General features: G+C 67.6%; 25 protein-coding genes and 1 pseudogene. 12 read left to right on the forward strand and 14 right to left on the reverse strand.

Translation table 11 applies throughout. From position 1 onward, the window contains the following. Nucleotides 1-623: pseudogene (locus C667_RS06270) on the reverse strand (two-component sensor histidine kinase); the annotation flags it as partial. Next, nucleotides 620-1,390: a response regulator gene (locus C667_RS06275; RefSeq protein ID WP_004358800.1), complete on the reverse strand. Its 771-nt coding sequence runs from the start codon at nucleotides 1,388-1,390 to the stop codon at nucleotides 620-622. The gene C667_RS06275 and the pseudogene C667_RS06270, both read right to left, overlap by 4 nt. A gap of 196 nt (nucleotides 1,391-1,586) precedes the next feature. Between C667_RS06275 and C667_RS06280 the strand changes: the two genes are divergently transcribed. Beyond that, a complete protein-coding gene (locus tag C667_RS06280) occupies nucleotides 1,587-2,126 on the forward strand; it encodes a Spy/CpxP family protein refolding chaperone (protein WP_004358802.1) in 540 nt (179 codons plus the stop codon). A gap of 268 nt (nucleotides 2,127-2,394) precedes the next feature. Here the strand turns inward: C667_RS06280 and aceA are convergent, their stop codons facing one another. The 4 genes from aceA to clpS form a co-directional block, all read right to left on the reverse strand. Further along, entirely contained in the window at nucleotides 2,395-3,708 is a 1,314-nt protein-coding gene (gene aceA, locus C667_RS06285) for an isocitrate lyase (protein ID WP_004358804.1), read from the reverse strand. 529 nt (nucleotides 3,709-4,237) lie between these two features. Further along, nucleotides 4,238-4,717 (reverse strand): ribonuclease E activity regulator RraA, encoded by a 480-nt coding sequence (gene rraA / locus C667_RS06290; RefSeq protein ID WP_004358806.1) that lies wholly within the window; start codon nucleotides 4,715-4,717, stop codon nucleotides 4,238-4,240. 185 nt (nucleotides 4,718-4,902) lie between these two features. Then, nucleotides 4,903-7,176, reverse strand: a complete 2,274-nt coding sequence (gene clpA / locus C667_RS06295) for an ATP-dependent Clp protease ATP-binding subunit ClpA (RefSeq protein WP_004358808.1) — start codon at nucleotides 7,174-7,176, stop codon at nucleotides 4,903-4,905. Beyond that, entirely contained in the window at nucleotides 7,177-7,485 is a 309-nt protein-coding gene (gene clpS, locus C667_RS06300) for an ATP-dependent Clp protease adapter ClpS (protein ID WP_004321249.1), read from the reverse strand. It lies immediately after the preceding gene. A gap of 388 nt (nucleotides 7,486-7,873) precedes the next feature. On the opposite strand from clpS, the gene C667_RS06305 reads away from it, so the two are divergent. Next, the gene (locus C667_RS06305) at nucleotides 7,874-8,077 is read left to right on the forward strand and encodes a cold-shock protein (protein ID WP_004321247.1); all 204 of its coding nucleotides are present in this window, start codon (nucleotides 7,874-7,876) and stop codon (nucleotides 8,075-8,077) included. Nucleotides 8,078-8,218: 141 nt separating this feature from the next. Here the strand turns inward: C667_RS06305 and rpmG are convergent, their stop codons facing one another. The 3 genes from rpmG to radC form a co-directional block, all read right to left on the reverse strand. Then, nucleotides 8,219-8,386, reverse strand: a complete 168-nt coding sequence (gene rpmG / locus C667_RS06310) for a 50S ribosomal protein L33 (RefSeq protein ID WP_004335521.1) — start codon at nucleotides 8,384-8,386, stop codon at nucleotides 8,219-8,221. Between the two features lie 25 nt (nucleotides 8,387-8,411). Continuing rightward, nucleotides 8,412-8,648 carry a 50S ribosomal protein L28 gene (gene rpmB / locus C667_RS06315; RefSeq protein ID WP_004358811.1) on the reverse strand — a complete coding sequence of 79 codons (237 nt, stop codon included), beginning with the start codon at nucleotides 8,646-8,648 and terminating at the stop codon, nucleotides 8,412-8,414. A 147-nt stretch (nucleotides 8,649-8,795) separates the two neighbouring features. Further along, nucleotides 8,796-9,473: a RadC family protein gene (gene radC / locus C667_RS06320; protein ID WP_004358813.1), complete on the reverse strand. Its 678-nt coding sequence runs from the start codon at nucleotides 9,471-9,473 to the stop codon at nucleotides 8,796-8,798. 78 nt (nucleotides 9,474-9,551) lie between these two features. Between radC and coaBC the strand changes: the two genes are divergently transcribed. From coaBC to C667_RS06340, 4 genes are all read left to right on the forward strand, one after another. Then, entirely contained in the window at nucleotides 9,552-10,748 is a 1,197-nt protein-coding gene (gene coaBC, locus C667_RS06325; RefSeq protein ID WP_004358815.1) for a bifunctional phosphopantothenoylcysteine decarboxylase/phosphopantothenate--cysteine ligase CoaBC, read from the forward strand. 60 nt (nucleotides 10,749-10,808) lie between these two features. Continuing rightward, nucleotides 10,809-11,258, forward strand: a complete 450-nt coding sequence (dut, locus tag C667_RS06330) for a dUTP diphosphatase (protein ID WP_004358818.1) — start codon at nucleotides 10,809-10,811, stop codon at nucleotides 11,256-11,258. Next, entirely contained in the window at nucleotides 11,258-11,698 is a 441-nt protein-coding gene (locus C667_RS06335; protein ID WP_004358820.1) for an NUDIX hydrolase, read from the forward strand. The genes dut and C667_RS06335 overlap by 1 nt, the downstream gene beginning before the upstream one ends. Nucleotides 11,699-12,542: 844 nt before the next feature. Then, on the forward strand, nucleotides 12,543-13,172 hold the full coding sequence (locus C667_RS06340; RefSeq protein WP_004358821.1) for a c-type cytochrome: 630 nt from the start codon (nucleotides 12,543-12,545) through the stop codon (nucleotides 13,170-13,172). A gap of 60 nt (nucleotides 13,173-13,232) precedes the next feature. Here C667_RS06340 and C667_RS06345 read toward each other — a convergent pair whose 3' ends face one another. Both C667_RS06345 and C667_RS06350 read right to left on the reverse strand, forming a co-directional pair. After that, nucleotides 13,233-14,495: an NAD(P)/FAD-dependent oxidoreductase gene (locus C667_RS06345; RefSeq protein ID WP_004358822.1), complete on the reverse strand. Its 1,263-nt coding sequence runs from the start codon at nucleotides 14,493-14,495 to the stop codon at nucleotides 13,233-13,235. A gap of 14 nt (nucleotides 14,496-14,509) precedes the next feature. Continuing rightward, the gene (locus tag C667_RS06350; RefSeq protein ID WP_004358824.1) at nucleotides 14,510-14,803 is read right to left on the reverse strand and encodes a c-type cytochrome; all 294 of its coding nucleotides are present in this window, start codon (nucleotides 14,801-14,803) and stop codon (nucleotides 14,510-14,512) included. A 171-nt stretch (nucleotides 14,804-14,974) separates the two neighbouring features. Here C667_RS06350 and soxY point away from each other — a divergent pair, with 171 nt between their 5' ends. Both soxY and soxZ read left to right on the forward strand, forming a co-directional pair. Continuing rightward, a complete protein-coding gene (gene soxY, locus C667_RS06355; protein ID WP_004358826.1) occupies nucleotides 14,975-15,439 on the forward strand; it encodes a thiosulfate oxidation carrier protein SoxY in 465 nt (154 codons plus the stop codon). 28 nt (nucleotides 15,440-15,467) lie between these two features. Next, nucleotides 15,468-15,791, forward strand: coding sequence for a thiosulfate oxidation carrier complex protein SoxZ (soxZ, locus tag C667_RS06360; protein WP_039920886.1), 324 nt, complete (start codon nucleotides 15,468-15,470; stop codon nucleotides 15,789-15,791). 17 nt (nucleotides 15,792-15,808) lie between these two features. Here the strand turns inward: soxZ and aceK are convergent, their stop codons facing one another. Next, the gene (aceK, locus tag C667_RS06365) at nucleotides 15,809-17,578 is read right to left on the reverse strand and encodes a bifunctional isocitrate dehydrogenase kinase/phosphatase (RefSeq protein ID WP_004358829.1); all 1,770 of its coding nucleotides are present in this window, start codon (nucleotides 17,576-17,578) and stop codon (nucleotides 15,809-15,811) included. A 302-nt stretch (nucleotides 17,579-17,880) separates the two neighbouring features. Between aceK and icd the strand changes: the two genes are divergently transcribed. The 4 genes from icd to C667_RS06385 all read left to right on the forward strand — a co-directional run bounded on the left by icd (nucleotide 17,881) and on the right by C667_RS06385 (nucleotide 22,017). Then, complete coding sequence (icd, locus tag C667_RS06370) at nucleotides 17,881-19,125, forward strand: NADP-dependent isocitrate dehydrogenase (protein WP_004358831.1); 1,245 nt, start codon at nucleotides 17,881-17,883, stop codon at nucleotides 19,123-19,125. A 229-nt stretch (nucleotides 19,126-19,354) separates the two neighbouring features. After that, nucleotides 19,355-19,615 (forward strand): DUF4212 domain-containing protein, encoded by a 261-nt coding sequence (locus C667_RS06375; protein ID WP_004358833.1) that lies wholly within the window; start codon nucleotides 19,355-19,357, stop codon nucleotides 19,613-19,615. Between the two features lie 7 nt (nucleotides 19,616-19,622). Further along, entirely contained in the window at nucleotides 19,623-21,479 is a 1,857-nt protein-coding gene (locus C667_RS06380; protein WP_004358834.1) for a sodium:solute symporter family protein, read from the forward strand. Nucleotides 21,480-21,630: 151 nt separating this feature from the next. After that, nucleotides 21,631-22,017, forward strand: a complete 387-nt coding sequence (locus C667_RS06385) for a hypothetical protein (RefSeq protein ID WP_004358835.1) — start codon at nucleotides 21,631-21,633, stop codon at nucleotides 22,015-22,017. A gap of 42 nt (nucleotides 22,018-22,059) precedes the next feature. Here C667_RS06385 and C667_RS06390 read toward each other — a convergent pair whose 3' ends face one another. Both C667_RS06390 and fusA read right to left on the reverse strand, forming a co-directional pair. After that, nucleotides 22,060-22,320 (reverse strand): DUF4212 domain-containing protein, encoded by a 261-nt coding sequence (locus C667_RS06390; protein WP_004358837.1) that lies wholly within the window; start codon nucleotides 22,318-22,320, stop codon nucleotides 22,060-22,062. A 52-nt stretch (nucleotides 22,321-22,372) separates the two neighbouring features. Continuing rightward, a complete protein-coding gene (gene fusA, locus C667_RS06395; RefSeq protein ID WP_004358839.1) occupies nucleotides 22,373-24,430 on the reverse strand; it encodes an elongation factor G in 2,058 nt (685 codons plus the stop codon). Nucleotides 24,431-24,480: the final 50 nt, after the last annotated feature.

Consider the following 24,480-nt stretch of genomic DNA (forward strand, 5'->3'; position numbering starts at 1 on the left):
CGGGTGTCCATGGGCGCGCGCGTCGGGTCCTCGCCGAGCGCGCGCGCGGCCTCCGCCATGCGCGACAGCGGCCGCGTGGCGATGCGCACCGCGATCCAGGTGAGCAGGCCGACGCCCAGCACCAGCGCGGCGAGCGCGGCGAGGAAGGGCCCGCGCTGATGCGGCATGATCGGCGGCGCCGGTGGGATGCCTGGCAGGCGCACCTGCAGCGGGGTGCCATCGGCGAGCGCGAGCACGATCGCCAGGCCGGGGTGGGGGCGGTCGTCGCGCGGATGGGTGTACAGCGTCGCCGGGCGTTGCGGCATCGCCTCGCGCAGGGCGGCGTGCAGGGGGTGGTCCTCGGCGAGCGGACGCAGGTGATCGTGGGGCGGACGCAAGGCGAGGCGCAGGCGGCGGCGGCCGATCTCGTCGATCCAGCGCGCGCGCTCGGGGGGCGACATGCTGTCGAGCAGGTCGGCGACGCTGGCGATCTCCTGCGCCACGCCCTCGAACAGCGCGCTGCGCCCGATGCGCTCGCGCTCGCCGAGGAAGAGCGCGAGGCTCACCGCGAGCACCAGCGCGATGCCGACCAGCCAGATCAGCATCAGGCGGGCGAACAGGCTGGGCGGCAGCGGCAGTCTCATCGCGGGCCGCCTCCGCCCGGCGCTTCGGCGCTGGTGTCGACTTCGGCGGCGAGCACGTAGCCCTCGTTGCGCACGGTCTTGATGATCGCCGGCTCGCGCGCGTTGTCGCCGAGGCGCTGGCGCAGCCGGCTCACCAGCAGGTCGATCGAGCGGTCGAACACGTCGGCCTCGCGGCCTTGGGTGAGCTCCATGAGCTGGTCGCGCGACAGCACCTTCTGCGGGTGCGAGAGGAAGACCGCGAGCATGCGGTATTCGGCGCCCGAGAGCGCGACCACCGTGCCCTCGGCGTCGACCAGGTGGCGGTTGACCGTGTCCAGGCACCAGTGCGCGAAGCGCAGCAGGCGCGCGTTGGCGGGCGGGGCGGCGTCGAGGTTGGGCGGCAGCGCGCGCGTGCGGCGCAGCACCGCGCGGATGCGGGCGAAGAGCTCGCGCGGCACGAAGGGCTTGGCGAGGTAGTCGTCGGCGCCCATCTCGAGGCCGATGATGCGGTCCATGTCCTCGCCGCGCGCGGTGAGCATCAGGATCGGCGTGTTGGCGTGCGGCCCGCCGCTCGCGCGCAGGTTGCGGCACAGGGTGAGGCCGTCCTCCCCGGGCATCATGAGGTCGAGCACGACCAGGTCGATGCGGTGGGTCTCCAGCGCGGCCTTCATCTCGCGCCCGTCGGCGGCGGTGGTGCAGCGCAGGCCCTGCTTCTCGAGGTAGTCGGCGAGCAGCTGGCGGATGTCGCGATCGTCATCGACGATCAGGATGTGGTCGGACGTGTTCATGCGGGGGTCTCCATGGCCCGGATCATAAGTCGGGGCGGGGCCGGCTTTGTATCCCAGCGTATCTGCGCGCGCTGCCGAGACATCAGGCTGCAAACGCGCGCCGCGCGGACAAACCCGGCTTACATCGCGGTGTTCAAATGGCTCCGTCGCCCGAACGGACGGGCAACACGGACAAGCAACCCACAGGAGAGCCATCATGAAAAACTGGATCAAGACCTCGATCGCCGCCGCCATCATCGCCACCGGCGCCATCGGCAGCACCGCCGCGCTGGCCTGGGGCGGACATTGCGACGGCCCGCGCGGCGGCAAGGCCGGCTGGTCACAGATGGCGCCCGAGCAGATGAAGGCGAAGATGGCCGAGCGCGCGGAACTGCACATGGCGCGCCTGGAGCTGGCGCTGGCGCTGACCCCGGAGCAGAAGCCCGCCTTCGAGAGCTTCAAGACCGACATGAAGGCGCGCGCCGAGCGCATGGCCGCGAACATGGCCGAGCGTCGCGCCGCGGACCAGCCGAAGACGGCGATCGAGCGCATGCAGCGCATGGAGGACATGAGCAAGCTGCGCCAGGCCGAGATGGGCGAGGCGCGCAAGTCGGTCGAGACCTTCTACGCGACGCTGAGCGATGCGCAGAAGACCGTGTTCGATGCGGAGTTCCAGAAGATGGGGCGCAAGGGCGAGCGCGGCATGAAGGGCGGTGGCCCGCGTGACGGCAGCGGCATGGGCCCGGGTCGCGGCTGAGCGCTCACCCTCTTTCGCGTCTCGCTTCGAGGTCCGGGGCCGCCCTTCGGGGTGGCCCCGGTGTTTTTTGTGGGAGCGCCGGCAGGCGCGAATGCGGCGGCCCGATACCGCTGACGCATATCGCCTCGTCACCGCCTGTTCGCGGCTTGCGCCGCTCCTACAGGAGCTTCGATCGAGGTGCGCACGGTTCTCGCCGAGGAAATCGAAAAAAGGCCATCCCGCAGGATGGCCTTTCGTCTCCTCCCCCCGTTATGAGGGAAGCAGTCTCTTAGTGGAACTGCTCTTCTTCGGTCGAGCCGGTCAGTGCCTTGACCGAGGACGAGCCGCCCTGGATCACGGTGGTGACGTCGTCGAAGTAGCCGGTACCGACTTCCTGCTGGTGCGAGACGAAGGTGTAGCCCATTTCGCGCGCTGCGAATTCCGGTTCCTGAACCATTTCAACGTAGTGCTTCATGCCTTCGCCGCGAGCGTAAGCGTGGGCGAACTTGAAGGTGTTGAACCAGTTGACGTGGATGCCGGCCAGGGTGATGAACTGGTACTTGTAGCCCAGCGCGGACAGTTCTTCCTGGAAGGACGCGATCTGCGAGTCGTTGAGGTTCTTCTTCCAGTTGAAGGACGGCGAGCAGTTGTACGACAGCAGCTTGCCGGGGCAGGCTGCCAGCACCGCTTGGGCGAACTCACGGGCGAAGCCGATATCGGGCACGCCGGTCTCGCACCACACCAGGTCGGCGTACGGGGCGTAAGCGACGCCGCGGGAGATGGACTGTTCCAGACCGTTCTTGACGCGGAAGAAGCCTTCCTGGGTGCGTTCGCCGGTGAGGAAGGGCTTGTCGTTCTCGTCGTAGTCGGAGGTGATCAGGTTGGCCGCTTCAGCGTCGGTACGGGCCAGGATCAGGGTCGGAACGCCCATGACGTCGGCGGCGAAACGCGCGGAGATCAGCTTCTCGACCGCTTCGCGGGTCGGGACGAGCACCTTGCCGCCCATGTGTCCGCACTTCTTGGCGGCCGCCAGCTGGTCTTCGAAGTGCACACCGGCCGCGCCGGCGGCGATCATGTTCTTCATCAGTTCGAAGGCGTTCAACACGCCGCCGAAACCGGCCTCGGCGTCGGCGACGATCGGCAGGAAGTAGTCGATGAAGCCTTCGTCACCCGGGTTGATGCCACGCGACCACTGGATCTCGTCGGCGCGCTTGAAGGTGTTGTTGATGCGGCGAACCATGGTCGGCACCGAGTCGTAGGCGTACAGCGACTGGTCGGGGTACATGGTCTCGGAGGTGTTGCCGTCGGCGGCGACCTGCCAGCCGGACAGATACACGGCCTCGAGGCCGGCTTTGGCTTGCTGCATGGCCTGACCGGCGGTGATGGCGCCGAAGGCATTCACATAACCTTTCTTGGCGCCGCCGTTCACTTTTTCCCACAGCACCTTGGCGCCGCGCTGGGCAAAGGTGTACTCGGGCTGAAGGCTGCCACGCAGGCGGACCACGTCGGCCGCGGAGTAGCCGCGCTTGACGCCTTTCCAACGGGGATTCTCGGCCCAGTCTTTTTCGAGGGCGGCGATTTGCTGTTCGCGGGTCATGGTCATGATGCGTCCTTATGAATGCAGGAGGGGGTCAGGCATCGCGGCGGGTTCAGGCACCGGTCGCGGTGTTCCGGCTGCAGCGGTTTTCGAGGGAGAAAGGGCACTGCAGATGGGAAGAGAGTATAGGAGGCATTCCGCGCAGCAGCAATATGTCTTATATAAGACATAAGAAAAAATCTTTTCTATGCTAAACAGTAACTTGCTACATCGTTTTTGTATTGTGAAAAGGAATGGAGCGCTGTGAAACGGGAAAGCGGGGCGGCTCTGCTGCATTGCACGCCTCGATGGTTCCTGTAGGAGCGCCGGCAGGCGCGAATGCTACGGGTGGCCGTCGTCAGCCACGTCGATGGCTGCGCGCCTGCAGGGCGCCACAACCGCTCGGCAGGCGGGGCGCGCGCTGCGATCCTGCGCGTGAAGATCGTGTTCGTGACCAGATGCGTCGTGTCGTGCGGTACCGCGGCGGGTTCCGGAGCAGGCCTTGCCGCGCTCGCCGTCTCGCTCCCCGCCCCTTACGCGTGACTCCTGGCGCCTCTCAAAGCAAGGGCTGCGCGCTCACGACCACGCCGTCCTCGTCGGCGTAGACGTAGTGGCCGGGCTGGAAGGTGACGCCGCCGAAGCTCACCGGGACGTCGACCTCGCCGACGTTGCGCTTCACCGTCTTCCTGGGGTGGGTGCCCAGCGCGAAGACGCCGAGGTCCATCTCGCCGATCGCCTTCGAGTCGCGGATGCAGCCGTAGACGAGGATGCCAGCCCAGCCGTTCTTGACCGCGAGTTCGGCGAGCTGGTCACCGACCAGGGCGCAGCGCATCGAGGCGCCGCCGTCGATCACCAGCACGCGGCCGTCGCCGGGACCTTCCACCGCCTTGCGGACGAAGGAGTTGTCCTCGAAGATCTTCAGCGTGGCGATCGGCCCGCCGAAGGACGGGCGGCCGCCGTAGCTGGCGAACATGGGGGCGACGACGGCGAGCTTGTCTTCGTGGGTGTCGCAGAGGTCGGCGGTCTGGATGTTCATGCTGGCTCCTCGAAAAAGGGGGCGGTGCGCCGGGTGGTCGGCGCGGGAGCGGGCATGATAAACGACCGTGTCGCGGGCGCGGCAGCGCAGGAGCCGGCGCGCGTGGCCGCAAAGAAAAACGGCATGCCCGACCTCGCGGGCATGCCGTCTCGCCTGTGCGCCGGAAGCGTCCCGGCGAAGATCGCTCAGGCCGTGGCCGTTTCCGTCTCCTCGAACACCAGCTTGACCTTGTCGTCCTCGTCGAGGTCGATGGTCACCTTGCCGCCGTTGACCAGGCGGCCGAACAGCAGCTCGTCGGCGAGCGCGGAGCGGATGGTGTCCTGGATCAGGCGTGCCATCGGGCGCGCGCCCATCAGCGGATCGAAGCCCTTCTCGGCCAGCCAGGCCTTGAGCTCGTCGCTGAAGTGGGCCTCGACCTTCTTCTCGTGCAGTTGCGCTTCGAGCTGCATGAGGAACTTGTCGACCACGCGCAGGATGACCTCGTTGTCGAGCGCCTTGAAGGAGATCATCGCATCCAGCCGGTTGCGGAACTCCGGCGTGAACAGGCGCTTGATGTCGCCCATCTCGTCGCCCGGCTCGCGCTTGGCCGAGAAGCCGATCACCGACTTCTGCATCGCCTCGGCTCCCGCGTTGGTGGTCATGATGATGATCACGTTGCGGAAATCCGCTTGCCGGCCGTTGTTGTCGGTCAGCGTGCCGTGGTCCATGACCTGCAGCAGGATGTTGTAGATGTCCGGATGGGCCTTCTCGATCTCGTCGAGCAGCAGCACGCTGTGCGGCTTCTTGGTGATCTGCTCGGTGAGCAGGCCGCCCTGGTCGAAGCCGACGTAGCCCGGGGGCGCGCCGATCAGGCGGCTGACCGCGTGCCGCTCCATGTACTCGGACATATCGAAGCGCACCAGCTCGATGCCCAGCGTGTAGGCGAGCTGGCGGGCGACCTCGGTCTTGCCGACGCCGGTGGGGCCGGAAAACAGGAAGGAGCCGATCGGCTTCTGCGGGTTGCCCAGGCCGGAACGCGACATCTTGATCGCCTTGGCGAGCGCCTCGATGGCGGCGTTCTGGCCGAAGACGACGTTCTTGAGGTCGCGCTCGAGCGTCTTCAGCGCGGCCTTGTCGTCGTTGGACACGGTGCGCGGCGGGATGCGGGCGATCTTGGCAACGATCTCCTCGATCTCGTTCTTGCCGATGGTCTTCTTCTGCTTCGACTTGGGCAGGATGCGCTGGGCGGCGCCGGCCTCGTCGATGACGTCGATCGCCTTGTCGGGCAGGTGGCGGTCGTTGATGTACTTGGCCGACAGCTCGGCGGCGCTCGACAGCGCCGAGTTGCTGTACTTGATGCCGTGGTGCTCCTCGAAGCGGCTCTTGAGCCCCTTGAGGATCTCGACCGTCTCGGCCACCGAAGGCTCTACCACGTCGATCTTCTGGAAGCGCCGCGACAGGGCGTGGTCCTTCTCGAAGATCTGGCGGAACTCGTTGTAGGTGGTCGCGCCGATGCACTTCAGCTGGCCTGAGGATAGCGCCGGCTTCAGCAGGTTGGACGCATCCAGCGTGCCGCCCGAGGCTGCACCCGCACCGATCAGGGTGTGGATCTCGTCGATGAACAGGATCGCGTTGGGGTTCTCGATGAGTTGCTTGAGCACCGCCTTCAGGCGCTGCTCGAAGTCGCCGCGGTACTTGGTGCCGGCGAGCAGCGCGCCCATGTCGAGCGCGAACACCTGTGCGTTCTCGAGGATCTCGGGTACACGGCCCTCGATGATGCGACGCGCCAGGCCCTCCGCGATCGCGGTCTTGCCCACGCCTGCCTCACCGACCAGCAGCGGGTTGTTCTTGCGCCGGCGGCAAAGGGTCTGGATGACGCGCTCGACCTCCTTCTCGCGGCCGATCAGCGGGTCGATCTTGCCCACCAGCGCCTGCTGGTTGAGGTTCTGCGTGTAGCTCTCGAGCGCGCCGCCGGAGGACTTCTCTTCCTGCTCCTGCTCGCCCTGCTCGGGTTCGCTGCGGCCCTGCGGCGGGTTACCCTGCGGCGGCGCCTTGGCGATGCCGTGGGAGATGAAGTTCACCACGTCCAGGCGCGAGATGTTCTGCTTCTGCAGGTAATACACCGCGTGCGAGTCCTTCTCGCCGAAGATCGCCACCAGCACGTTGGCGCCGGTGACTTCCTTCTTGCCCGAGGACTGCACGTGCAGGATCGCGCGCTGGATCACGCGTTGGAAACCCAGCGTGGGCTGGGTGTCGATCTCGTCCGTGCCTTCGATGCGCGGAGTGTGTTCTTCGATGAAACCGGTCAGCTCGCGGCGCAGTTCGTCGATGTTTGCGGCGCACGCCTTCAGCACCTGTGCGGCGGAAGGGTTGTCCAGCAGGGCAAGCAGAAGATGCTCCACGGTGATGAACTCGTGGCGCTTCTGCCGTGCCTCGACGAAAGCCATGTGCAGGCTGACTTCAAGCTCTTGCGCGATCATTCAATTCTCCTCCATTACGCATGCCAGCGGATGTTGATGCTGACGAGCAAACGAGGTGACCTGCTCAACCTTGGTCGTGGCGATGTCCCTGGGAAAGACGCCGCATACCCCCATGCCCTCTCTGTGGACTTGGAGCATGACTCGCGTGGCACGTTCGCGATCCATGCCGAAATATTTCTGCAGGACGACGATGACGAAATCCATCGGCGTGTAGTCGTCGTTCAGCAGCATGACCTTGAAGAGCGGGGGCGGCCGCGTGCGCGTCCGCTTGGCTTCCAGGACCAGATCGTCTTGTTTTCGGGTGCCCATAAAATCATTCTAATGAAGTCGAAGCAGAGTGCAACACACGCTTCGTGTGCGTGTCGAGTCTCCTGAAAACCCCAGGCGGAGTGTGGTTTGGCGTACACCGCGCGAATCCGGCTTCTTGCGCTGCGGCATGAACGCGTGCCCACGCCAGGCGCGAAATTGCGCCCGCGATGGGGGGGATTCGGGGTCTTTTCATGTTGCGCTGCGCGATCGAAAGCCCGCGAAATCCCGTTGACGCTGTCGTGGCGAATGCGTAAAAACGAAGGCGTGCGCCGGCCAGAGCCTGATCCCGAGGGGCTTCCGGAGGTGGTTATGGTTCCTGTCAGCGCCGACACGACCGCGGTCTGCTAAAGCCGCGGTGTAACAAGCAACCTTGAAGGATTCAAGCAATATGGCAACTGGTACCGTGAAGTGGTTCAACGATTCCAAGGGTTTCGGTTTCATCACGCCGGATGATGGAAGTGAAGACCTGTTCGCACATTTTTCCGCCATCACCATGAGCGGTTTCAAGAGCCTCAAGGAAGGCGAGAAGGTCTCCTTCGACGTCACCCAGGGCCCCAAGGGCAAACAGGCCTCGAACATCCAGCGCGCGTGATTCCGCAGCGCTCGTGATCGCATCCGCCACCACCGGTGGCGGATGAAAAAACAGAAGGGCCATCGGATCATCCGATGGCCCTTCCGGTTTTCTGGAGCGCGTGTGTTCCGCTTGGCGGTTGCGTGCAACCGCCGTGCCGACTCACTTCAGCTTCACTTCCTTGTACGGGACGTGCTTGCGCGCGACCGGGTCGTACTTGTTGAACTCGAGCTTTCCAGGCGTGGTGCGCTTGTTCTTCGAGGTGGTGTAGAAGTGACCCGTACCGGCGGTCGACTCCAGCTTGATCTTTTCGCGGATGCCCTTGGCCATGGCCTTCTCCGTTCAGTTCGGTTGCTTACAGCTTCTCGCCACGGGCGCGAAGCTCGGCAAGGACGACGTCGATGCCTTTCTTGTCGATCGTGCGCAGACCGGCGTTGGAGACGCGCAGGCGAATCCAGCGGTTCTCGCCTTCGCTCCAGAAGCGGCGGCTCTGCAGGTTGGGCAGGAAACGACGCTTGGTCTTGTTGTTTGCGTGGGAAACGTTATTTCCCACCATCGGTGCTTTACCGGTCACTTGGCAGACGCGAGCCATACGATGCTCCAGGGAATTCTGATTGCGGAAAACGTGCGAGGATAATGCAAGAGGCGCGGTCGAGGCAAGCCCCGCGCACCATCATCGTGTTCGCAGGGTAGGGTGCCAGACAGGGGTCGGGGTCCGAGCGCAAGGGCGGACGGGACCTCAGAGCAGGCCGCGTTCGGCGAATGATACCGGATGACCGTGCGCCGGGACCACGAAATGATCGAGCACGCGCACGTCGACCAGGCCGAGGGCGTCCTTCAGGGCGCGCGTGAGCAGCTCGTCGGCGGTGCTCGGCTCGGCGGCGCCCGAGGGGTGATTGTGGGCGAGGATCACGGCGGCGGCGTTGCGCGCGAGGGCGAGCTTGACCACCTCGCGGGGATAGACCGAGGTCTGGGTGAGCGTGCCGCGGAACAGATCGACCGCCTCGATCATGCAGTGGCGGGCGTCGAGCAGCAGCACGCAGAAGGTCTCGTGCGGCAGGTGTCCGAGGCGCAGGCGCAGCCAGTCGCGCACGACCTGGGGCGAATCGAACAGCGGACGCTCGGCCAGGGTCTCGGCGAGCGCCCGCCGCGACAGTTCCATGACCGCCTGCAGTTGGGCATACTTCGCCAGCCCCATGCCCGGCACCGCGGCGAACTCGTTCGCGTCGGCGCCGCACATGCGGGTGAGGCTGCCGAAGCGGGACAGCAGGGTGCGGGCGAGATCCACCGCGCTCTGGCCGCGGATGCCCACGCGCAGGAAGATCGCCAGCAGCTCCGCGTCGGACAGCGCGGCGGCGCCGCGGGCGAGCAGCTTCTCGCGCGGACGCTCGTCCGCCGGCCAGTCGGTGATCGCCATCGCGTGTCCGCCTCCCTCGTCGGGGCCTGCCGGCCCATCCAGAATGCATCGATCCGTCGCGGAGTATAGTCCATCGTCATGAGCATGTTGAGCAATCGCAAGATCGTCCTCGGGGTCGGCGGCGGCATCGCCGCGTACAAATCCGCCGAGCTGGTGCGCCTGCTTGGCAAGGCGGGCGCAGAGGTCCACGTGGTGCTGAGCGAGGGCGGGGCGCGCTTCGTGACCCCGGTGACCTACCAGGCGCTTTCCGGCAACCCGGTGTGGTCCGACCTGTGGGATGCGCGCATGCCCAACCACATGGCGCACATCGACCTCGGGCGCGACGCCGACGCGATCCTGGTCGCTCCCGCGACCGCCGATTTCCTCGCCCGCCTCGCCCACGGCCACGCCGACGACCTGCTCAGCACGCTGTGCCTGGCGCGCGCGGTGCCGCTGATCGTGGCGCCGGCGATGAACCGCCAGATGTGGGAGTCGCCGCCGACGCAGCGCAACGTCGCGCAGATCCGCGCCGACGGCGTCGCCGTGTTCGGCCCCGCGGCGGGCGACCAGGCCTGCGGCGAGGTCGGCATGGGGCGCATGCTCGAGGCCGAGGAACTGCTCGAACGCCTCGAGGGCTTCTTCGTCCCCAGGCTGCTCGCCGGGCGCAAGGTGGTGCTCACCGCCGGGCCGACCTTCGAGGCGCTCGATCCGGTGCGCGGCATCACCAACATCAGCTCCGGCAAGATGGGGTATGCGCTGGCGCGCGCCTGTGCCCAGGCTGGCGCGGAGGTGGTGCTGGTGAGCGGGCCGGTGTGCCTGCCGGTGCCGGCCGATGTGACGCGCGTCGGCGTGACCAGCGCGCTCGAGATGCGCGACGCGGTGTTCGCCGCGCTGCCGGGGGCGGACGTCTTCATCGGCGTGGCCGCGGTGGCGGACTACCGCCCGCTCGCGAGCGCTGAACACAAGCTGAAAAAAACTGCCGATACACTGAACATCGCGCTGACCCCCAACCCCGACATCCTCGCCGAGGTCGCCGCGCGCGCGGATGGGCCCTTCTGCGTCGGCTTCGCCGCAGAGAGCCGCGACCTCGACGCCTACGCCGAGGGCAAGCGGCGCAACAAGGGGCTGCCGATGCTGGTCGGCAACCTCGTCAGCGACGGCATGGGCGGCGACGACAACACCGTGATCCTCTACGACGACGCCGGTCGCCACCCGCTGCCGCGCGCCGCCAAGGCCGAGGTGGCGCGCGGCATCGTCGCCCACCTCGCCGGCCTGCTGCCGCCCCGGGGGCGCTGAGCGAAACCGCAACGACAGGCCGGGCGCGCCACGCGCCGCCCGCCGGCAAGGAGAGCCGACATGCACCGAATCGACGTCAGGCTGCTCGACGAGCGCCTCAAGACCCATCCCCCCGCCTACGCCACCGAGGGCGCCGCGGGGCTCGACCTGCGCGCCTGCCTGCCGGGGCCGATCACCCTGCATCCGGGCGAGACCACGCTGGTGCCGAGCGGCCTCGCGATCCATCTCTCGGACCCCGGGCTGGCGGCGATGGTGCTGCCGCGCTCCGGGCTCGGCCACAAGCACGGCATCGTGCTCGGCAACCTCGTGGGGCTGATCGACTCCGACTACCAGGGGCAGATCTTCGTGTCGGTGTGGAACCGTGGGCGCGCGAGCTTCACCATCGAGCCGCTGGAGCGCATCGCCCAGCTCGTGGTGGTGCCGGTGCTGCAGGTCGGCTTCAACTTCGTCGAGGGCTTCGAGCAGAGCTCGCGCGGGGCGGACGGCTTCGGCAGCACGGGCAAGCACTGATGCATGCAGGCATTCCCACCGGCGTGCACGTGCTGTGCCGGCGCGAGGGCCGGGTGCTGCTGATGCGCCGTGCCGGCACCGGCTTCTTCGACGGCCTCTTCAGCCTGCCCGGCGGGCATGTCGAGCCGGGCGAGTCGGTGCGCGCAGCCGCATGCCGCGAACTGCGCGAGGAGACCGGCCTGGAGGTCGAGGAGGGCGCGCTGGCCTGGCTGGGCGTGGTCCATCGGCGCTCGGACAGCAATCGCATCGACTTTTTCCTCGCCGCCGAACGCTTCGCCGGCGAGCCCGCCATCCTCGAGCCGCACAAGTGCGACCGCCTCGAATGGCACGCTCCCGGGGCCCTGCCCGAGCACATGGTCGATTACGTGCGCGCCGCGCTCGCAGCCGGGCCGGGGCCGTGGATTCTGGAGCTCGGCTGGGAGCGGACCGTCCCGGCTTAGGTGCCCACGCCCGGATCTTCGCCGCAAGCCGGCGAGCTGTCGAAGCCGTCACGGCTCCCGCAGGAGCGGCGTTGTAGGAGGGGCGTTGTAGGAGGGGCGTTGTAGGAGCGGCGGCAGCCGCGAAGAGGGCCGTGCGGCGATCGACACGGTCGCCGCCGGCCACCGCCGCCGTCACCACCGCTGGCCAACGCCGCCTTCGCGCCTGCCGGCGCTCCTACAGGAACCGCCACGTCTCCGATCCTCTGTAGGAGCTGCGGCAGCTGCGAACAAGGCCGTGCCGAAACCGACGCGCGTGCCACCCTCCGCCGCCTTCGCGCCTGCCGGCGCTCCTACAGGAACCGCCACGTCTCCGATCCTCTGTAGGAGCTGCGGCAGCTGCGAACAAGGCCGTGCCGAAGCCGACGCGCGTGCCACCCTCCGCCGCCTTCGCGCCTGCCGGCGCTCCTACAGGAACCGCCACGTCTCCGATCCTCTGCAGGAGCGGCGGCAGCTGCGAACAAGGCCGTGCCGAAGCCGACGCGCGTGCCACCCTCCGCCGCCTTCGCGCCTGCCGGCGCTCCTACACGAACCGCCACGTCTCCGATCCTCTTTAGGAGCGGCGGCAGCTGCGAACAAGGCCGTGCCGAAGCCGACGCGCGTGCCACCCTCCGCCGCCTTCGCGCCTGCCGGCGCTCCTACAGGAGACCGCACGTACAGGAGAGCTCGCGCCTGCCGGCGCTCCTGCATGGGACCTCGCGGCGCGAAGCGCCTGCGGGCACGGAGGCGGGCGCTTGGTATCATTGCGGCAATCGCTCACCTCAGCTACGCCGTGCCGACTCGGCGTGCGGCCACAGGAGAACCACGGATGAAGGCTTCGACGAGCACGCTCGCCCGCTGCGTCGCGGGCCTGGGGCTGTCCCTCGGGTTCGCCGCGGCAGGCGCCGGCGAGCTTCCCAAGGTCGATCTCGCGCGCGCCGCCGAGATCAGCGCGGCGCGCTGCGGGCTCTGCCACGGCGTCGATGGCGACAGCTCCTCGCCGCTCTATCCGCGCCTGGCAAGCCAGCACCACCAGTACATCGCCAAGCAGCTCGCCGACTTCAAGGCCGGGCGACGCAAGAGCGACACCATGGCGAGCATGGCGACGGACCTCGCACCCGAGGAGATGCTCGCGCTCGGCGTCTATTTCGAGCAGAAGCCCACCAAGCCGCGCCCCGCACGGGATGTCGAGCTCGCCGGGGTGGGACGCTACATCTTCCACCGCGGCAATGAATCCTCGGGCGTTCCCGCCTGTGCCGGCTGCCACGGCGAGGCCGGCCACGGCACCGACCAGCTGCCGCGCCTGGCCGGACAGGTGCCGCGCTATATCGAGGACCAGCTGCGCTCCTTCAACAAGCGCGAACGCACCAACGACAACGCCATCATGCACTCGATCGCCTCGAAGCTCACCGAGCTCGAGGTCAAGGGCGTGGCGATGTACATCAGCTCGCTCGAGTAATCCCCTCGCAGTGCCCGTGGCGGCGCTTGCAGGGGCGCGGGCGCGGCCCTCCCCACCCGCTCACTCCAGGGTGTCGGCCCAGATGTGGTACGCCCATTTCAGCGCGCTGCGGCCCTCGGCCACGCTGGCCTCCTCCGACAGCCCGCCCGCGCCCGGCACCGGCAGCAGCTGTGCCTTGGCGGCGTCGTACTGGTGCACCGAGGCCACGTGCATCGCGGCGCGGTCGTCGACGAAGCTGTAGCAGGTGTTCATCACCACCGGGGTGGGATTCGGCGGCAGGCCGGCGAGGTCGTTGAGGATCGCCGCTGCGACCACCTTGGCGTGCTGGTTGGCCATGTGGCCGGATTTCGGCATGCCGGGGGCGGGGAACACCGCGTCGCCGATCACATGCACGCCGGGCATGCCGCGCGCGCCGAAGGCGAGCCAGTCGACTTCCGCCCAGGCGTCGTTGACGAGGGCCAGGCCGCTGCGGGTGGCGAGTTCGCCGGCGCGCATCGGCGGGATCACGTTGAGCACGTCCGCGCGCACGCGCTCGAACTCGAACTCGGCCTCGCGCGTGGCGGCGTCCACCGCCAGCAGGGTGCTGTTGGGGCGGTATTCGATCATCGTTCCGTAGCGTGCGAAGGCGCGCTCGAAGAGCGCCTTCTTGGCGATGATGCCCTCGTTGGCGTCGAGCACCAGCAGCTTGGAGCGTGGCTTGGCGGTGCGCAGGTAGTGGGCGACCACGCAGGCGCGCTCGTAGGGGCCGGGCGGGCAGCGGTAAGGTGCGCGCGGGATGGTCATCGCGAACACGCCGCCGTCGGGCATCGCCTCGAGCTGGGCGCGCAGGATCGCGGTCTGCGGGCCGGCCTTCCAGGCGTGCGGGATGCGCTCCTCGTTACCGGCCAGGCCCTCGATGCGCGCGGACTCGAAGGCCACGCCGGGGGCGAGCACCAGGCGGTCGCCGGCGATCTCGCCGTGGCGCGCGGTGCGCACGCTGCGGCGGCCGGGTTCGACGCCGATGGCCTCGTCGGTGATCACGCGCACGCCCCAGTTGCTGCGCAGGCGCTCGTAGTCGAGGGTGATGTCGGCCATCGTCTTGAGGCCGCCGATCACCAGGTTGGACATCGGGCAGGACACGAAGGCGGTTTCGCGCTCGATCAGGCTGACGTCGACCGCGCCCTCGCTCCACATGCGCAGGTACTTGGCCGTGGTGGCGCCGCCGAAGCCGCCGCCCACCACCACGACGTGGGGGCGCGCGCGCGCGCTGGCGATGCGGGGGAGGGCGAGCGCGGCGGCGGTGGCCGCGGTGGCGCGCAGGAAATCGCGTCGGTGCAGGTTCATGCGTTTCCTCTTCCTCAGCGCTGTTCCGAGAACCAGGTGGCGATCAGCTCAAGCTGCTCGTCGGTGTAGCCGCGCACGATCTGGTGCATGATCGTGGCCTCGTGCTCGCCGGAGCGGAAGTCCGCCAGCATGCTGAGCAGCTTCTCGCGCGGCCGTCCCACCAGCGGCTCGTACACGCTGCGCCCGCCGGTGCCGTGGCAGTTGGCGCAGGTGGCGGCGAGGTTGCGCGCCAGGTGGGGATCCGCGGCCTGTGCGGGGGCGACCGCGCCGGCCAGAACGAATGCGCTGGCGAGGAGTCTTTTCTTCATTGTGCGTGATGCCTCGATGGAGCGCCCGCATGCGGGCGGGCGATGCCGCGCTGCGCCAGGGCGGCGCCGGCCGTGCGAGTATAGCCGCCCTCGGCGGCCACGCGCCGCCACCGCGGCCGGCGGCGGAGGCTCCCCTTACGGCCTGCCAGTCGATTTCTGCAGGAGAACCGGATGGACCAGAAACGAAGACAACTGCTGCACGCCGCCGGCGGCCTCGGCGTACTGGGCCTGCTCGTCGCGGCCGGGGTGATCTCGCCCGCGCAGGCGCAGGCCGCCGCCGCGCGGCCCGGCTTCGACGCGCGCGAGCTCGATGCCGCGCTCGCCGCGCTGGGTGCCCAGGATGCCTCTGCGAGCACCGAGCTGAGCCTCGCCGCCCCCGACATCGCCGAGGTCGCCAATGCGGTCTCGGTCGAGGTCAAGAGCCGCCTGCCCGGCACCGACCGCATCGCGATCCTGGTCGAGAAGAACCCCTTCCCGCTCGCCGCGGTGTTCTCCATCCCGGAGGGCACCCAGCCCGAGGTGATCACCCGGCTGAAGATGGCGCAGAGCGCCGACGTGGTCGCGCTGGTGCGCGCGGGCGGCCGTTTCCACATCGCCCGCAAGGCGGTCATCGTCACCATCAGCGGCTGCGGCTGAGCCCGCACCGGCACAGGAGAGCGAATCCATGGCAAATCCGATGCGCATCCGCGCGGACGTCCGCGACGGCCTGACCGACGTGCGCATGCAGGTCCCCCATCCGATGGAGAGCGGCCAGCGCAAGGACGACAAGGGCGCGATCATCCCCGCGCACTTCATCACCCGGCTCGAGGTCCGCCACGGCGAGCGTGTGGTCTTCAGCGCCGAGTTCGGCCCCTCGGTCTCGGCCAACCCCTTCCTGCGCTTCCGCTTCAAGGGCGCGGCGGCGGGCGATCGCCTGGTGGCGAGCTGGGTCGATAGCCGCGGCGAGACCCGCAGCGACGAGGCGCAGGTCGCCGGCGCAGCGGCCTGAGCACCAGCGCCGCAGCCTCAGGCGGCGCCCGAGGCCGCGGCGGGCGGAAACAGCTTGCAGAAGCGCAGCTCCACCGGATACGGGAAGAAGTCCTCGACATGGCCGTCGCGGATGCGCTGCTGCGCGTCCTGCCAGAACTTCGGCGCGAGCAGGTCGCGGTGGTGCGCGAGGAAGGCCTTGCGCACCCGCTGCACGCCGAGCAGGAAGGTGGCGAATTCCTCCGGGAAGACGTCCATCGGCCCGGCCGAGTACCACGGCTCGCCCGACATCTCCATCTCCTCGTAGGGCGCCGGCGGGATCCTGCGGAAGTTCATGTCGGTCATGTACTCGATCTCGTCGTAGTCGTAGAACACGACGCGGCCGTAGCGCGTGACGCCGAAGTTCTTCCACAGCATGTCGCCGGGGAAGATGTTGGCGATCGCCAGCTCGCGGATGGCGTTGCCGTACTCCTTGACCGCCTCCTCCAGCTCCGCGTCGCTCGCCTTCTCGAGGTGCAGGTTGAGCGGGGTCATGCGGCGCTCGATGTAGAGGTGCTTGATGATCACCTTGTCGCCGTCGACCTCGAACGAGGACGGCGCCAGCGTGCGCAGCTCCTCGAGCAGCTCGGGGTGGAAGCGCGCCAGCGGCAGCGCGGCGTAGGAGAACTCCAGCGTGTCCGCCATGCGGCCGACGCGGTCTACGTGCTTGACCATCAGGTACTTGCGCTTGACCGTGGCGCGGTCCATGTTCTTCGACGCGCCGAACACATCCTTGATGATCTTGAACACGTAGGGAAAGGACGGCAGCGTGAACACCAGCATCACCAGGCCGCGGATGCCGGGCGCGATGATGAACTGGTCGTTGGAGTGGCGCAGGTGCGAGACCAGGTCGCGGAAAAACATGGTCTTGCCCTGCTTGCCCAGGCCGAGCATGGTGTAGAGCTCGCTGCGCGGCTTGTTGGGCATGATCGAGCGCAGGAACTGCACGTAGCCCGAGGGCACCTCCATGTCGACCAGGAAGTAGGCGCGCGACAGCGAGAACAGCACCGAGATCCGCCACGGGTCGAGGATCAGCGCGTCGAGGTAGAGCAGGCCGCGCTCGTTGTGGCGCACCGCGATCGCGAACGGGGTCTCCTGGTAGCCATTGACCGTCTTGCCGATGATGTAGGCGGTCTTGTTGCGGTAGAAGGCCGAGTACAGCACCTGGATCTGGCAGTTGACCTCCATCGGCGGCCACTCGCCGAGGTGGGCCTGCGCCGCGCGCATCACGAAGTCGACGTCGCGGTCGAGGTCCTCGAAGCTGCGCTGCCAGTCGAAGTCCTCGACGATGCGCCGGATGGTGGCGCGCAGGCCGCGGTCGCGCGGGTAGTAGCTCGAATACACCGGCGGGTAGGACTCGATGTATTCGGTGGAGATCGCCGGGCGCGCGAACAGGTAGTCGTTGTTGAAGTAGCTGCGGTGCAGGATCTTGGTGGTGACGGAGTTGAAGAAGGTCTCGGCGAGCTCGGGCTGGCGGTGGTTGATGAGCATGCCGATGAACTGCAGCTTGACCTGCTGCCAGGTGCTGTCGTCGAGCGAGTCGGCGTCGAACTCGTCGTGCAGGCGCTGCACGGTCTCGTCGACGCGGTCGTCGTAGAACTGCACGCGCTCGCGCACCGCGTCGAGCTGCTTCTGCCACTGCGCGGCCTCGTAGAGCTCCTTGGCGCGGCGCGAGGTCTCGCGAAAGATGCGGTAGTGCTTGTTGAAGCCCTCCACCAGCGCCTGCGCGATCGCCTGCGCGACCGGGCTTTCTCCCGACTGCACGTTCATCGAGCCCCTCCCGAGGATTCCGCCGCCGCGGCCGCGACGGCGTCGAACACGCCGGAAATGGTAGCACCGGCGGGGGATCGCCGGCCGCGCCCCGACCGGCGCGGCCATGCTGCGCCGCTTCCTTTCGACCTGCCGGGCTTTGGGACATAATCGGCCTCCGGTAGAGGGCTGTGCGGCGGATTGCAGCGTGTCCCGCATGCCGTCGCAGCCTTCCGGTCCGTCGCCCGACGGACGTCTCCGTGGCAGTTCGGCCACAGCAGCGCCGCGGAATCCATCCGTGGCCATTGAGCGAGGGAGCAGGCATGAGCGAATCCAAGATCAAGGTACCCGCAGGCGGCCAGAAGATCGTCCCGGGGCAGGCCGTTCCGGACAATCCGATCATTCCCTTCATCGAAGGCGACGGCATCGGCGTCGACATCACCCCGGTGATGATCAAGGTGATCGACGCGGCGGTCGACAAGGCCTATGGCGGCCGGAAGAAGATCCACTGGATGGAGGTCTACGCCGGCGAGAAGTCGACGCAGATCTACGGACCCGACGAGTGGCTGCCGAAGGAGACCTTCGACGCGCTCAAGACCTACTCGGTGTCGATCAAGGGGCCGATGACCACGCCGGTGGGCGGCGGCATCCGCTCGCTCAACGTGGCGCTGCGCCAGGAACTCGACCTCTACCAGTGCGTGCGCCCGGTGCGCTACTTCAAGGGCGTGCCCAGCCCGCTCAAGCAGCCCGAGCTGACCGACATGGTCATCTTCCGCGAGAACACCGAGGACATCTACGCCGGCATCGAGTGGCAGGCGCTGTCCGAGGGCGCGAAGAAGGTCATCGACTTCCTGCAGGGCGAGATGGGGGTCAGGAAGATCCGCTTCCCGGCGACCTCGGGCATCGGCATCAAGCCGGTGTCCATCGAGGGCACGACCCGCATCGTGCGCGCCGCGATCCGCTACGCGATCGACAACGACCGCAAGAGCGTGACCCTGGTGCACAAGGGCAACATCATGAAGTTCACCGAGGGCCTGTTCCGCGACACCGGCTACAAGGTGGCGCAGGAAGAGTTCGGCGCGCAGCCGATCGACGGCGGGCCGTGGTGCAAGTTCAAGAACCCGAACACCGGCCGCGAGATCGTCGTCAAGGACGCCATCGCCGACGCCTTCCTGCAGCAGATCCTGCTGCGTCCGGCCGAATACGACGTGATCGCCACGCTCAACCTCAACGGCGACTACGTCTCCGACGCGCTCGCCGCGCAGGTGGGCGGCATCGGCATCGCGCCGGGCGCCAACATCTCCGACCAGTACGCCTGCTTCGAGGCCACCCACGGCACGGCACCCAAGTACGCCGGGCTGGACAAGGTCAACCCGGGCTCGCTGATCCTGTCGGCCGAGATGATGCTGCGCCACCTGGGCTGGAAGGAGGCCGCCGATCGGGTGATCCAGGGCATGGAGGCGGCGATCGCCGACAAGCAGGTCACCTACGACTTCGCCCGCCTTATGGAAGGCGCCAACGAGGTCTCTTGCTCGGAGTTCGGCGACGCGATGATCGCCCGCATGTAAGCCTTGGCCCGGCCGGCGCCCCCGCCGGCTGCGACGAACCCGCCCGCTCCCCCCGGAGTCGGCGGGTTTTTTCTTGCACGCACCTTACGCCTCGCGCCTCACTCCTTACGTCTCTGTAAGGGATAAGTAAGACTGATCTTTCTATAATCGCCCTACTGCTGCATGGTCCGGGGGTGTCTCCAGCTTTCGGGCCTTGCGGTGGAAGGTGTTTCACTTAAAACGAGGAGACATGATGGAAAACAACAGTGCGTCCGGCTACTGGAAAGCCACGCTGGGCCTCCTGACCAAGATCCTGATCATCTGGTTCGTGGTCTCGTTCGGTGCCGGCATCCTCTTTGCGCCTGCGCTGAACAGCATCTCGCTGGGAGGCTATCCGCTCGGGTTCTGGTTCGCCCACCAGGGGGCAATCTACATCTTCATCGCGTTGATCTTCTATTACGCGAAGAAGATGGGTGATATCGACCGCCAGTTCGACGTCCACGAGGAGTAATAGGATTATGGATCTTCAAACCGTTACTTACCTGGTGGTCGGCGCGTCCTTCGCGCTGTACATCGGCATCGCCATCTGGGCGCGTGCCGGCAGCACCAGCGAGTTCTATGCCGCGGGCGGCAGCGTGCACCCGGTCACCAACGGCATGGCCACGGCGGCCGACTGGATGTCGGCGGCTTCCTTCATCTCCATGGCCGGCCTCATCGCCAACATGGGCTACGGCGGCGGCCTGTTCCTGATGGGCTGGACCGGTGGCTACGTCCTGCTGGCGATGCTGCTGGCCCCGTACCTGCGCAAGTTCGGCAAGTTCACCGTGCCGCAGTTCATCGGCGACCGCTTCTACTCGAAGACGGCCTCGACGGTGGCGGTGGTGTGCCTGCTGACCGCGTCGCTGACCTACATCATCGGCCAGATGACCGGTGTCGGCGTGGCCTTCTCGCGCTTCCTCGGCGTGTCGAGCGAGACCGGCATCTACATCGGCCAGGCGATCGTGTTCCTGTATGCGGTGTTCGGCGGCATGAAGGGCATCACCTACACCCAGGTCGCGCAGTACATCGTGCTGATCGCCGCCTACCTGGTGCCGGCTTTCTTCATCTCGCTGCAACTCACCGGCAACCCGCTGCCGCAGCTCGGTCTCGGTTCGAATATGGTCGGCACCGACACCTCGCTGCTCGCCAAGCTCGACCTGATCGTGAAGGACCTCGGCTTCGACCAGTACACGACGTCGATCCCGGGCAGCACGCTCAACATGTTCATGTACACGCTGTCGCTGATGATCGGCACCGCGGGCCTGCCGCACGTCATCATGCGATTCTTCACCGTCCCGACGGTGAAGGACGCGCGCAGCTCGGCGGGTTGGGCGCTGGTCTTCATCGCGCTGCTGTACACCACCGCGCCTGCTGTCGGCGCGATGGCCAAGCTGAACCTGCACGGCACGGTGAACTCGGCGGTCGGTCTCGAGAGCAACGCCGAAGGCAAGCTCGTGGTGAACCCGGCCACGGTCAAGGCCAACGCCGACCTGTACGCCACCGAGTCCAGCCTGCAGTACGAGCAGCGCCCCGAGTGGATGAAGCGCTGGGAGAAGACCGGCCTGCTGAAGTTCGAGGACAAGAACGGCGACGGCCGCATCCAGTACTACAACGACAAGACCAAGAGCGCCGATGCCAAGGCCAAGGCCGAAGCGGCTGGCTGGAAGGGCAACGAGCTGACGGTGAACGCCGACATCATGGTGATGGCGAACCCCGAGATCGCGCTGCTGCCCAACTGGGTGATCGCGCTGGTCGCCGCGGGTGGTCTGGCTGCCGCGCTGTCGACCGCTGCCGGCCTGCTGATGGCGATCTCGTCGGCGGTGTCGCACGACCTCGTGAAGAACGTGTTCGTGCCGAACATCAGCGACAAGAACGAGCTGCTGGTGGGCAAGATCTCGATGGCGGTTGCGATCGTGATCTCCGGCTGGCTCGGTCTTAACCCGCCGGGCTTCGCTGCCGGTACGGTTGCGCTGGCCTTCGGTATCGCCGCCTCCTCGCTGTTCCCGGCGATCATGATGGGCATCTTCTCCAAGAAGATGAACAAGGAAGGCGCGATCGCGGGCATGTTGGCCGGTCTCTTCGTCACGCTGTTCTACGTGTTCGCGCACAAGGGCATCTTCTTCGTGAAGGGCACCGACTTCGTGGACCTGATCGGCGGTCCGAACAGCTTCTTCGGCATCACGCCGGAAGCCTTCGGTGCGGTCGGTGCGATGGTGAACTTCATCGTTGCGATCGTGGTCGACAAGGTGACCAAGGAGCCGCCGGAGCACATCCAGCACATGGTCGAATCGGTGCGCATCCCGCGCGGTTCGAAGCTGGTGGACGGCGCCCACTAAGCAGGGTCCGGCAATTGTCGGGCAGCACCATCCGGCTCGCGCCGGATGGTGCGAACGGAGCCCCGCCGGTCGGATTGGCGGGGCTTTTTCTTTCTGGAAAGTGGTACCGTGCAGGACGGCGAGCCGATCGCCGCTCATGCTGGAGTCGAGAATGATCCTCACCGCAAGCATCGCCCTCAACTGGATCCTGTTCCTCGCCCTGTTCCCGATCGCGTTCTTCTGGTTCCGGCGGGCGTGGCGCATCCTGTTCAGGCGGGATTTCTCCGAGGTTGCGCTGAAGGGCGGCATGCCGCCGCCGAATCCGGAGCGCTATGCGCCCTACACGCTCGCGATCAACCTGATCGGCGGCGGGGTGATCGTCTTCGTGATCCTCGGCATCGTGACCGGCAGCATGGACTTCGACACCTGGACCGCGAGCGCGGGGGTGACGATCTGGATGAAGTTTTTCCTCGACTTCGCGCTCGGCCGGCATGCGCACCCGATCGTGCCGCGGCGCAAGAAGGTCGACCCGACCCGCCCTTCGGCGGAGCAGCAGTGAGCCTCGCCTCATGCATGACGGGCTGGCAGGCCGTGCCGCTCGTCAGCGCCGGCTATTGAAGCGGTAGCGTCGGTCGAGCCGGTTCATGGCGACCACGTAGATCACGATGATCACGAGATAGACCAGCAGCGCGCCCTGGGCGAACAGGTAGAAGCCCAGGGGAAAGCCGAGGAAGCTCACCGTGTTGAGCGCGCTGGCGAAATACCCTCCGACGAAGGTCACGCCGAACCACACGCCGAGCAGCGTGAAGGTCAGGCGGAGATTGCTGTGCCAGTAGGCGCGCTGGCGTTCGTCGAGTTGCATCGTTGTGGCGCTTTCTGCGCCCGACCCCGCGCGGAGCCGGGCGCCTCCAGCCTCAGTGGGTGCCGTTGCCGCCGTTGCCGCTCGAGAACACCCGCGCCAGCTCGGCCTGGACGTCCTGCGGCGCCGGCTCGTGGCCGCCGGCCTCGAGCACGAACTCGCTCTCGCCCGCGCAGATCGCCTTCAGCCGGCTCTCGAAGCCTTCCAGCGCGGCCATCGGCACGCGCGCCGAGATCAGCGTCCAGCCCGGCGCCGGGCTGTCGGTCGCGGTGAGCCGTCCGCGGCGGCCGGCGAGTTCCGCGCTGACTTCGCCGAACAGCGTGTCGGCCACCTTCACCTGCACGTCGAGCAGGGGCTCGAGCACGATCGGCCGGGCGCCCAGCACCGCTTCGAGCAGCGCATGGCGGCCGGCGGTGACAAAGGAGACCTCGTTCGAATCGACCGCGTGATGCTTGCCATCGGTGATCACGACGCGGATGTCCTGCAGCGGGAAGCCGGCCAGCGCACCTTCGATCAGCGCCTGGCGCACGCCTTTTTCCACTGCCGGCATGAAGTTGGTCGGGATGGTGCCACCCTTGACCTCGTCCGCCAGCTCGATGCCGGTGCCGCGCGGCAGCGGCTCGACGCGCAGCGCGACCTCGCCGAACTGGCCGGCGCCGCCGCTCTGCTTCTTGTGGCGATAGCGCGCCTCGGCCACCACGGTGATCGTCTCGCGGTAGGGGATGCTCGGTGTCGCGGTGTCGAGCTGCAGGTTCCAGCGCGTGGACAGCTCCTCGAGCACGATCTTGAGGTGCTGCTCGCCCAGGCCGCGCACCACGGTGCGGCGGTTGCGCGGATCGAAGCTGACCTCGAGGCAGGGGTCCTCTTCCATCAGGCGGGCGAGCGCCTCGGAGAGCTTCTGCTCGTCGGCCGGCTTGCGCGTCATCAGCGCGAGGCCGAACACCGGCTGCGGCCAGGCGGCGGGGGCGAGGTGGTAGTAGTCCTCGTCGTGCGAGTCGTGCAGCACCGCGTCGCGGGTGAGCTCGTCCACGCGCGCCACGGCGCACAGGTCGCCGGGCACCGCGAGCGCGGTCTCGACCGTGTTCTTGCCCTGCATGCGCAGCAGGTGGGCGACCTTGAAGGGCTTGCGGCCGTCGCCGATGTAGAGCTGCGAGTTGGGCGTGACCTGGCCCTGGTGCACCCGGAACAGGCCTAGCTTGCCGCGGTAGGGGTCGTTGGCGATCTGGAAGACGTGGGCGACGACGTGGCGCTCGGCGTCGAGCGCGACCTCGACGGCCTCCGCCGCCGCGCCCTCGCCCTTGAGGAAGGCGGGCACGTTGGCCTCGGTGGGGTCGGGGGCGAGCTTGCCGAGGATGTCGAGCAGCTCGCGCACGCCGGCGCCGTTGCGCGCGGAGACGAAGCACACCGGCACCAGGTGGCCTTCGCGCAGGGCCTGCTCGAAGGGGGCGTGGAGCTGCTCGGGGTCGAGCGACTCGCCCTGCTCGAGGTATTGCGCCATCAGCGCCTCGTCGAGCTCGACGACCTGGTCGACGATCGCGTCGTGCGCCGCCGAGGGGCTGGAGAAGGCGGTGGCGGCGGCGTTGTCGGGCGCGAAGAAGCAGTCGATGACGCGGCTGCCGTCGGCGGCGGGCAGGTTGATCGGCAGGCACTCGCGGCCGAAGGTGGCGGCGATGGCGTCCATCAGCGCGCCGAGGTCGGCGCCCGGGGCGTCGATCTTGTTGACCACGATCATGCGGCACTTGCCCTTCGCGGCGTCCATCATGCGCCGGGTGCCACTCTCGATGCCGGCCGCGGCGTTGATCACCACCGCGGCGGTGTCGGCCGCGGGCAGCGCCACCAGGGCGCGACCACTCAGGTCGGGCAGGCCCGGGGTGTCGAGCAGGTTGATCCAGTGGCCGGCCCACTCCAGGTGGACCAGCGCCGCGTGCAGCGAGTGGCCCATCGCCTTTTCCTGCGGGTCGAAGTCGGCGACCGTGTCGCCGCGCTCCACGCTGCCGGGTGCGCCGATCTCGCCGGCGGCGGCGAGCAGGGCCTCGACCAGGGTGGTCTTGCCGCTGCCGGCGTGGCCGAAGAGGGCCAGGTTGCGGATGTCGTGAACCGAGCTGGGGGTCATCGTGTGCCTCTCTCTAGCGATTGAATGCGATTGCCCTCAAGTCTGTGCCT

The sequence above is a fragment of the Thauera phenylacetica B4P genome (assembly GCF_000310225.1).
GTDB lineage: Bacteria > Pseudomonadota > Gammaproteobacteria > Burkholderiales > Rhodocyclaceae > Thauera > Thauera phenylacetica.

Excerpts from the sequence above, each read along its gene's own strand:
- C667_RS06275 (WP_004358800.1), bottom strand. The coding sequence starts at position 1,390 with ATGAACACGTCCGACCACATCCTGATCGTCGATGACGATCGCGACATC.
- C667_RS06280 (WP_004358802.1), top strand. The coding sequence starts at position 1,587 with ATGAAAAACTGGATCAAGACCTCGATCGCCGCCGCCATCATCGCCACC.
- aceA (WP_004358804.1), bottom strand. The coding sequence starts at position 3,708 with ATGACCATGACCCGCGAACAGCAAATCGCCGCCCTCGAAAAAGACTGG.
- rraA (WP_004358806.1), bottom strand. The coding sequence starts at position 4,717 with ATGAACATCCAGACCGCCGACCTCTGCGACACCCACGAAGACAAGCTC.
- clpA (WP_004358808.1), bottom strand. The coding sequence starts at position 7,176 with ATGATCGCGCAAGAGCTTGAAGTCAGCCTGCACATGGCTTTCGTCGAG.
- clpS (WP_004321249.1), bottom strand. The coding sequence starts at position 7,485 with ATGGGCACCCGAAAACAAGACGATCTGGTCCTGGAAGCCAAGCGGACG.
- C667_RS06305 (WP_004321247.1), top strand. The coding sequence starts at position 7,874 with ATGGCAACTGGTACCGTGAAGTGGTTCAACGATTCCAAGGGTTTCGGT.
- rpmG (WP_004335521.1), bottom strand. The coding sequence starts at position 8,386 with ATGGCCAAGGGCATCCGCGAAAAGATCAAGCTGGAGTCGACCGCCGGT.
- rpmB (WP_004358811.1), bottom strand. The coding sequence starts at position 8,648 with ATGGCTCGCGTCTGCCAAGTGACCGGTAAAGCACCGATGGTGGGAAAT.
- radC (WP_004358813.1), bottom strand. The coding sequence starts at position 9,473 with ATGGCGATCACCGACTGGCCGGCGGACGAGCGTCCGCGCGAGAAGCTG.
- coaBC (WP_004358815.1), top strand. The coding sequence starts at position 9,552 with ATGAGCATGTTGAGCAATCGCAAGATCGTCCTCGGGGTCGGCGGCGGC.
- dut (WP_004358818.1), top strand. The coding sequence starts at position 10,809 with ATGCACCGAATCGACGTCAGGCTGCTCGACGAGCGCCTCAAGACCCAT.
- C667_RS06335 (WP_004358820.1), top strand. The coding sequence starts at position 11,258 with ATGCATGCAGGCATTCCCACCGGCGTGCACGTGCTGTGCCGGCGCGAG.
- C667_RS06340 (WP_004358821.1), top strand. The coding sequence starts at position 12,543 with ATGAAGGCTTCGACGAGCACGCTCGCCCGCTGCGTCGCGGGCCTGGGG.
- C667_RS06345 (WP_004358822.1), bottom strand. The coding sequence starts at position 14,495 with ATGAACCTGCACCGACGCGATTTCCTGCGCGCCACCGCGGCCACCGCC.
- C667_RS06350 (WP_004358824.1), bottom strand. The coding sequence starts at position 14,803 with ATGAAGAAAAGACTCCTCGCCAGCGCATTCGTTCTGGCCGGCGCGGTC.
- soxY (WP_004358826.1), top strand. The coding sequence starts at position 14,975 with ATGGACCAGAAACGAAGACAACTGCTGCACGCCGCCGGCGGCCTCGGC.
- soxZ (WP_039920886.1), top strand. The coding sequence starts at position 15,468 with ATGGCAAATCCGATGCGCATCCGCGCGGACGTCCGCGACGGCCTGACC.
- aceK (WP_004358829.1), bottom strand. The coding sequence starts at position 17,578 with ATGAACGTGCAGTCGGGAGAAAGCCCGGTCGCGCAGGCGATCGCGCAG.
- icd (WP_004358831.1), top strand. The coding sequence starts at position 17,881 with ATGAGCGAATCCAAGATCAAGGTACCCGCAGGCGGCCAGAAGATCGTC.
- C667_RS06375 (WP_004358833.1), top strand. The coding sequence starts at position 19,355 with ATGATGGAAAACAACAGTGCGTCCGGCTACTGGAAAGCCACGCTGGGC.
- C667_RS06380 (WP_004358834.1), top strand. The coding sequence starts at position 19,623 with ATGGATCTTCAAACCGTTACTTACCTGGTGGTCGGCGCGTCCTTCGCG.
- C667_RS06385 (WP_004358835.1), top strand. The coding sequence starts at position 21,631 with ATGATCCTCACCGCAAGCATCGCCCTCAACTGGATCCTGTTCCTCGCC.
- C667_RS06390 (WP_004358837.1), bottom strand. The coding sequence starts at position 22,320 with ATGCAACTCGACGAACGCCAGCGCGCCTACTGGCACAGCAATCTCCGC.
- fusA (WP_004358839.1), bottom strand. The coding sequence starts at position 24,430 with ATGACCCCCAGCTCGGTTCACGACATCCGCAACCTGGCCCTCTTCGGC.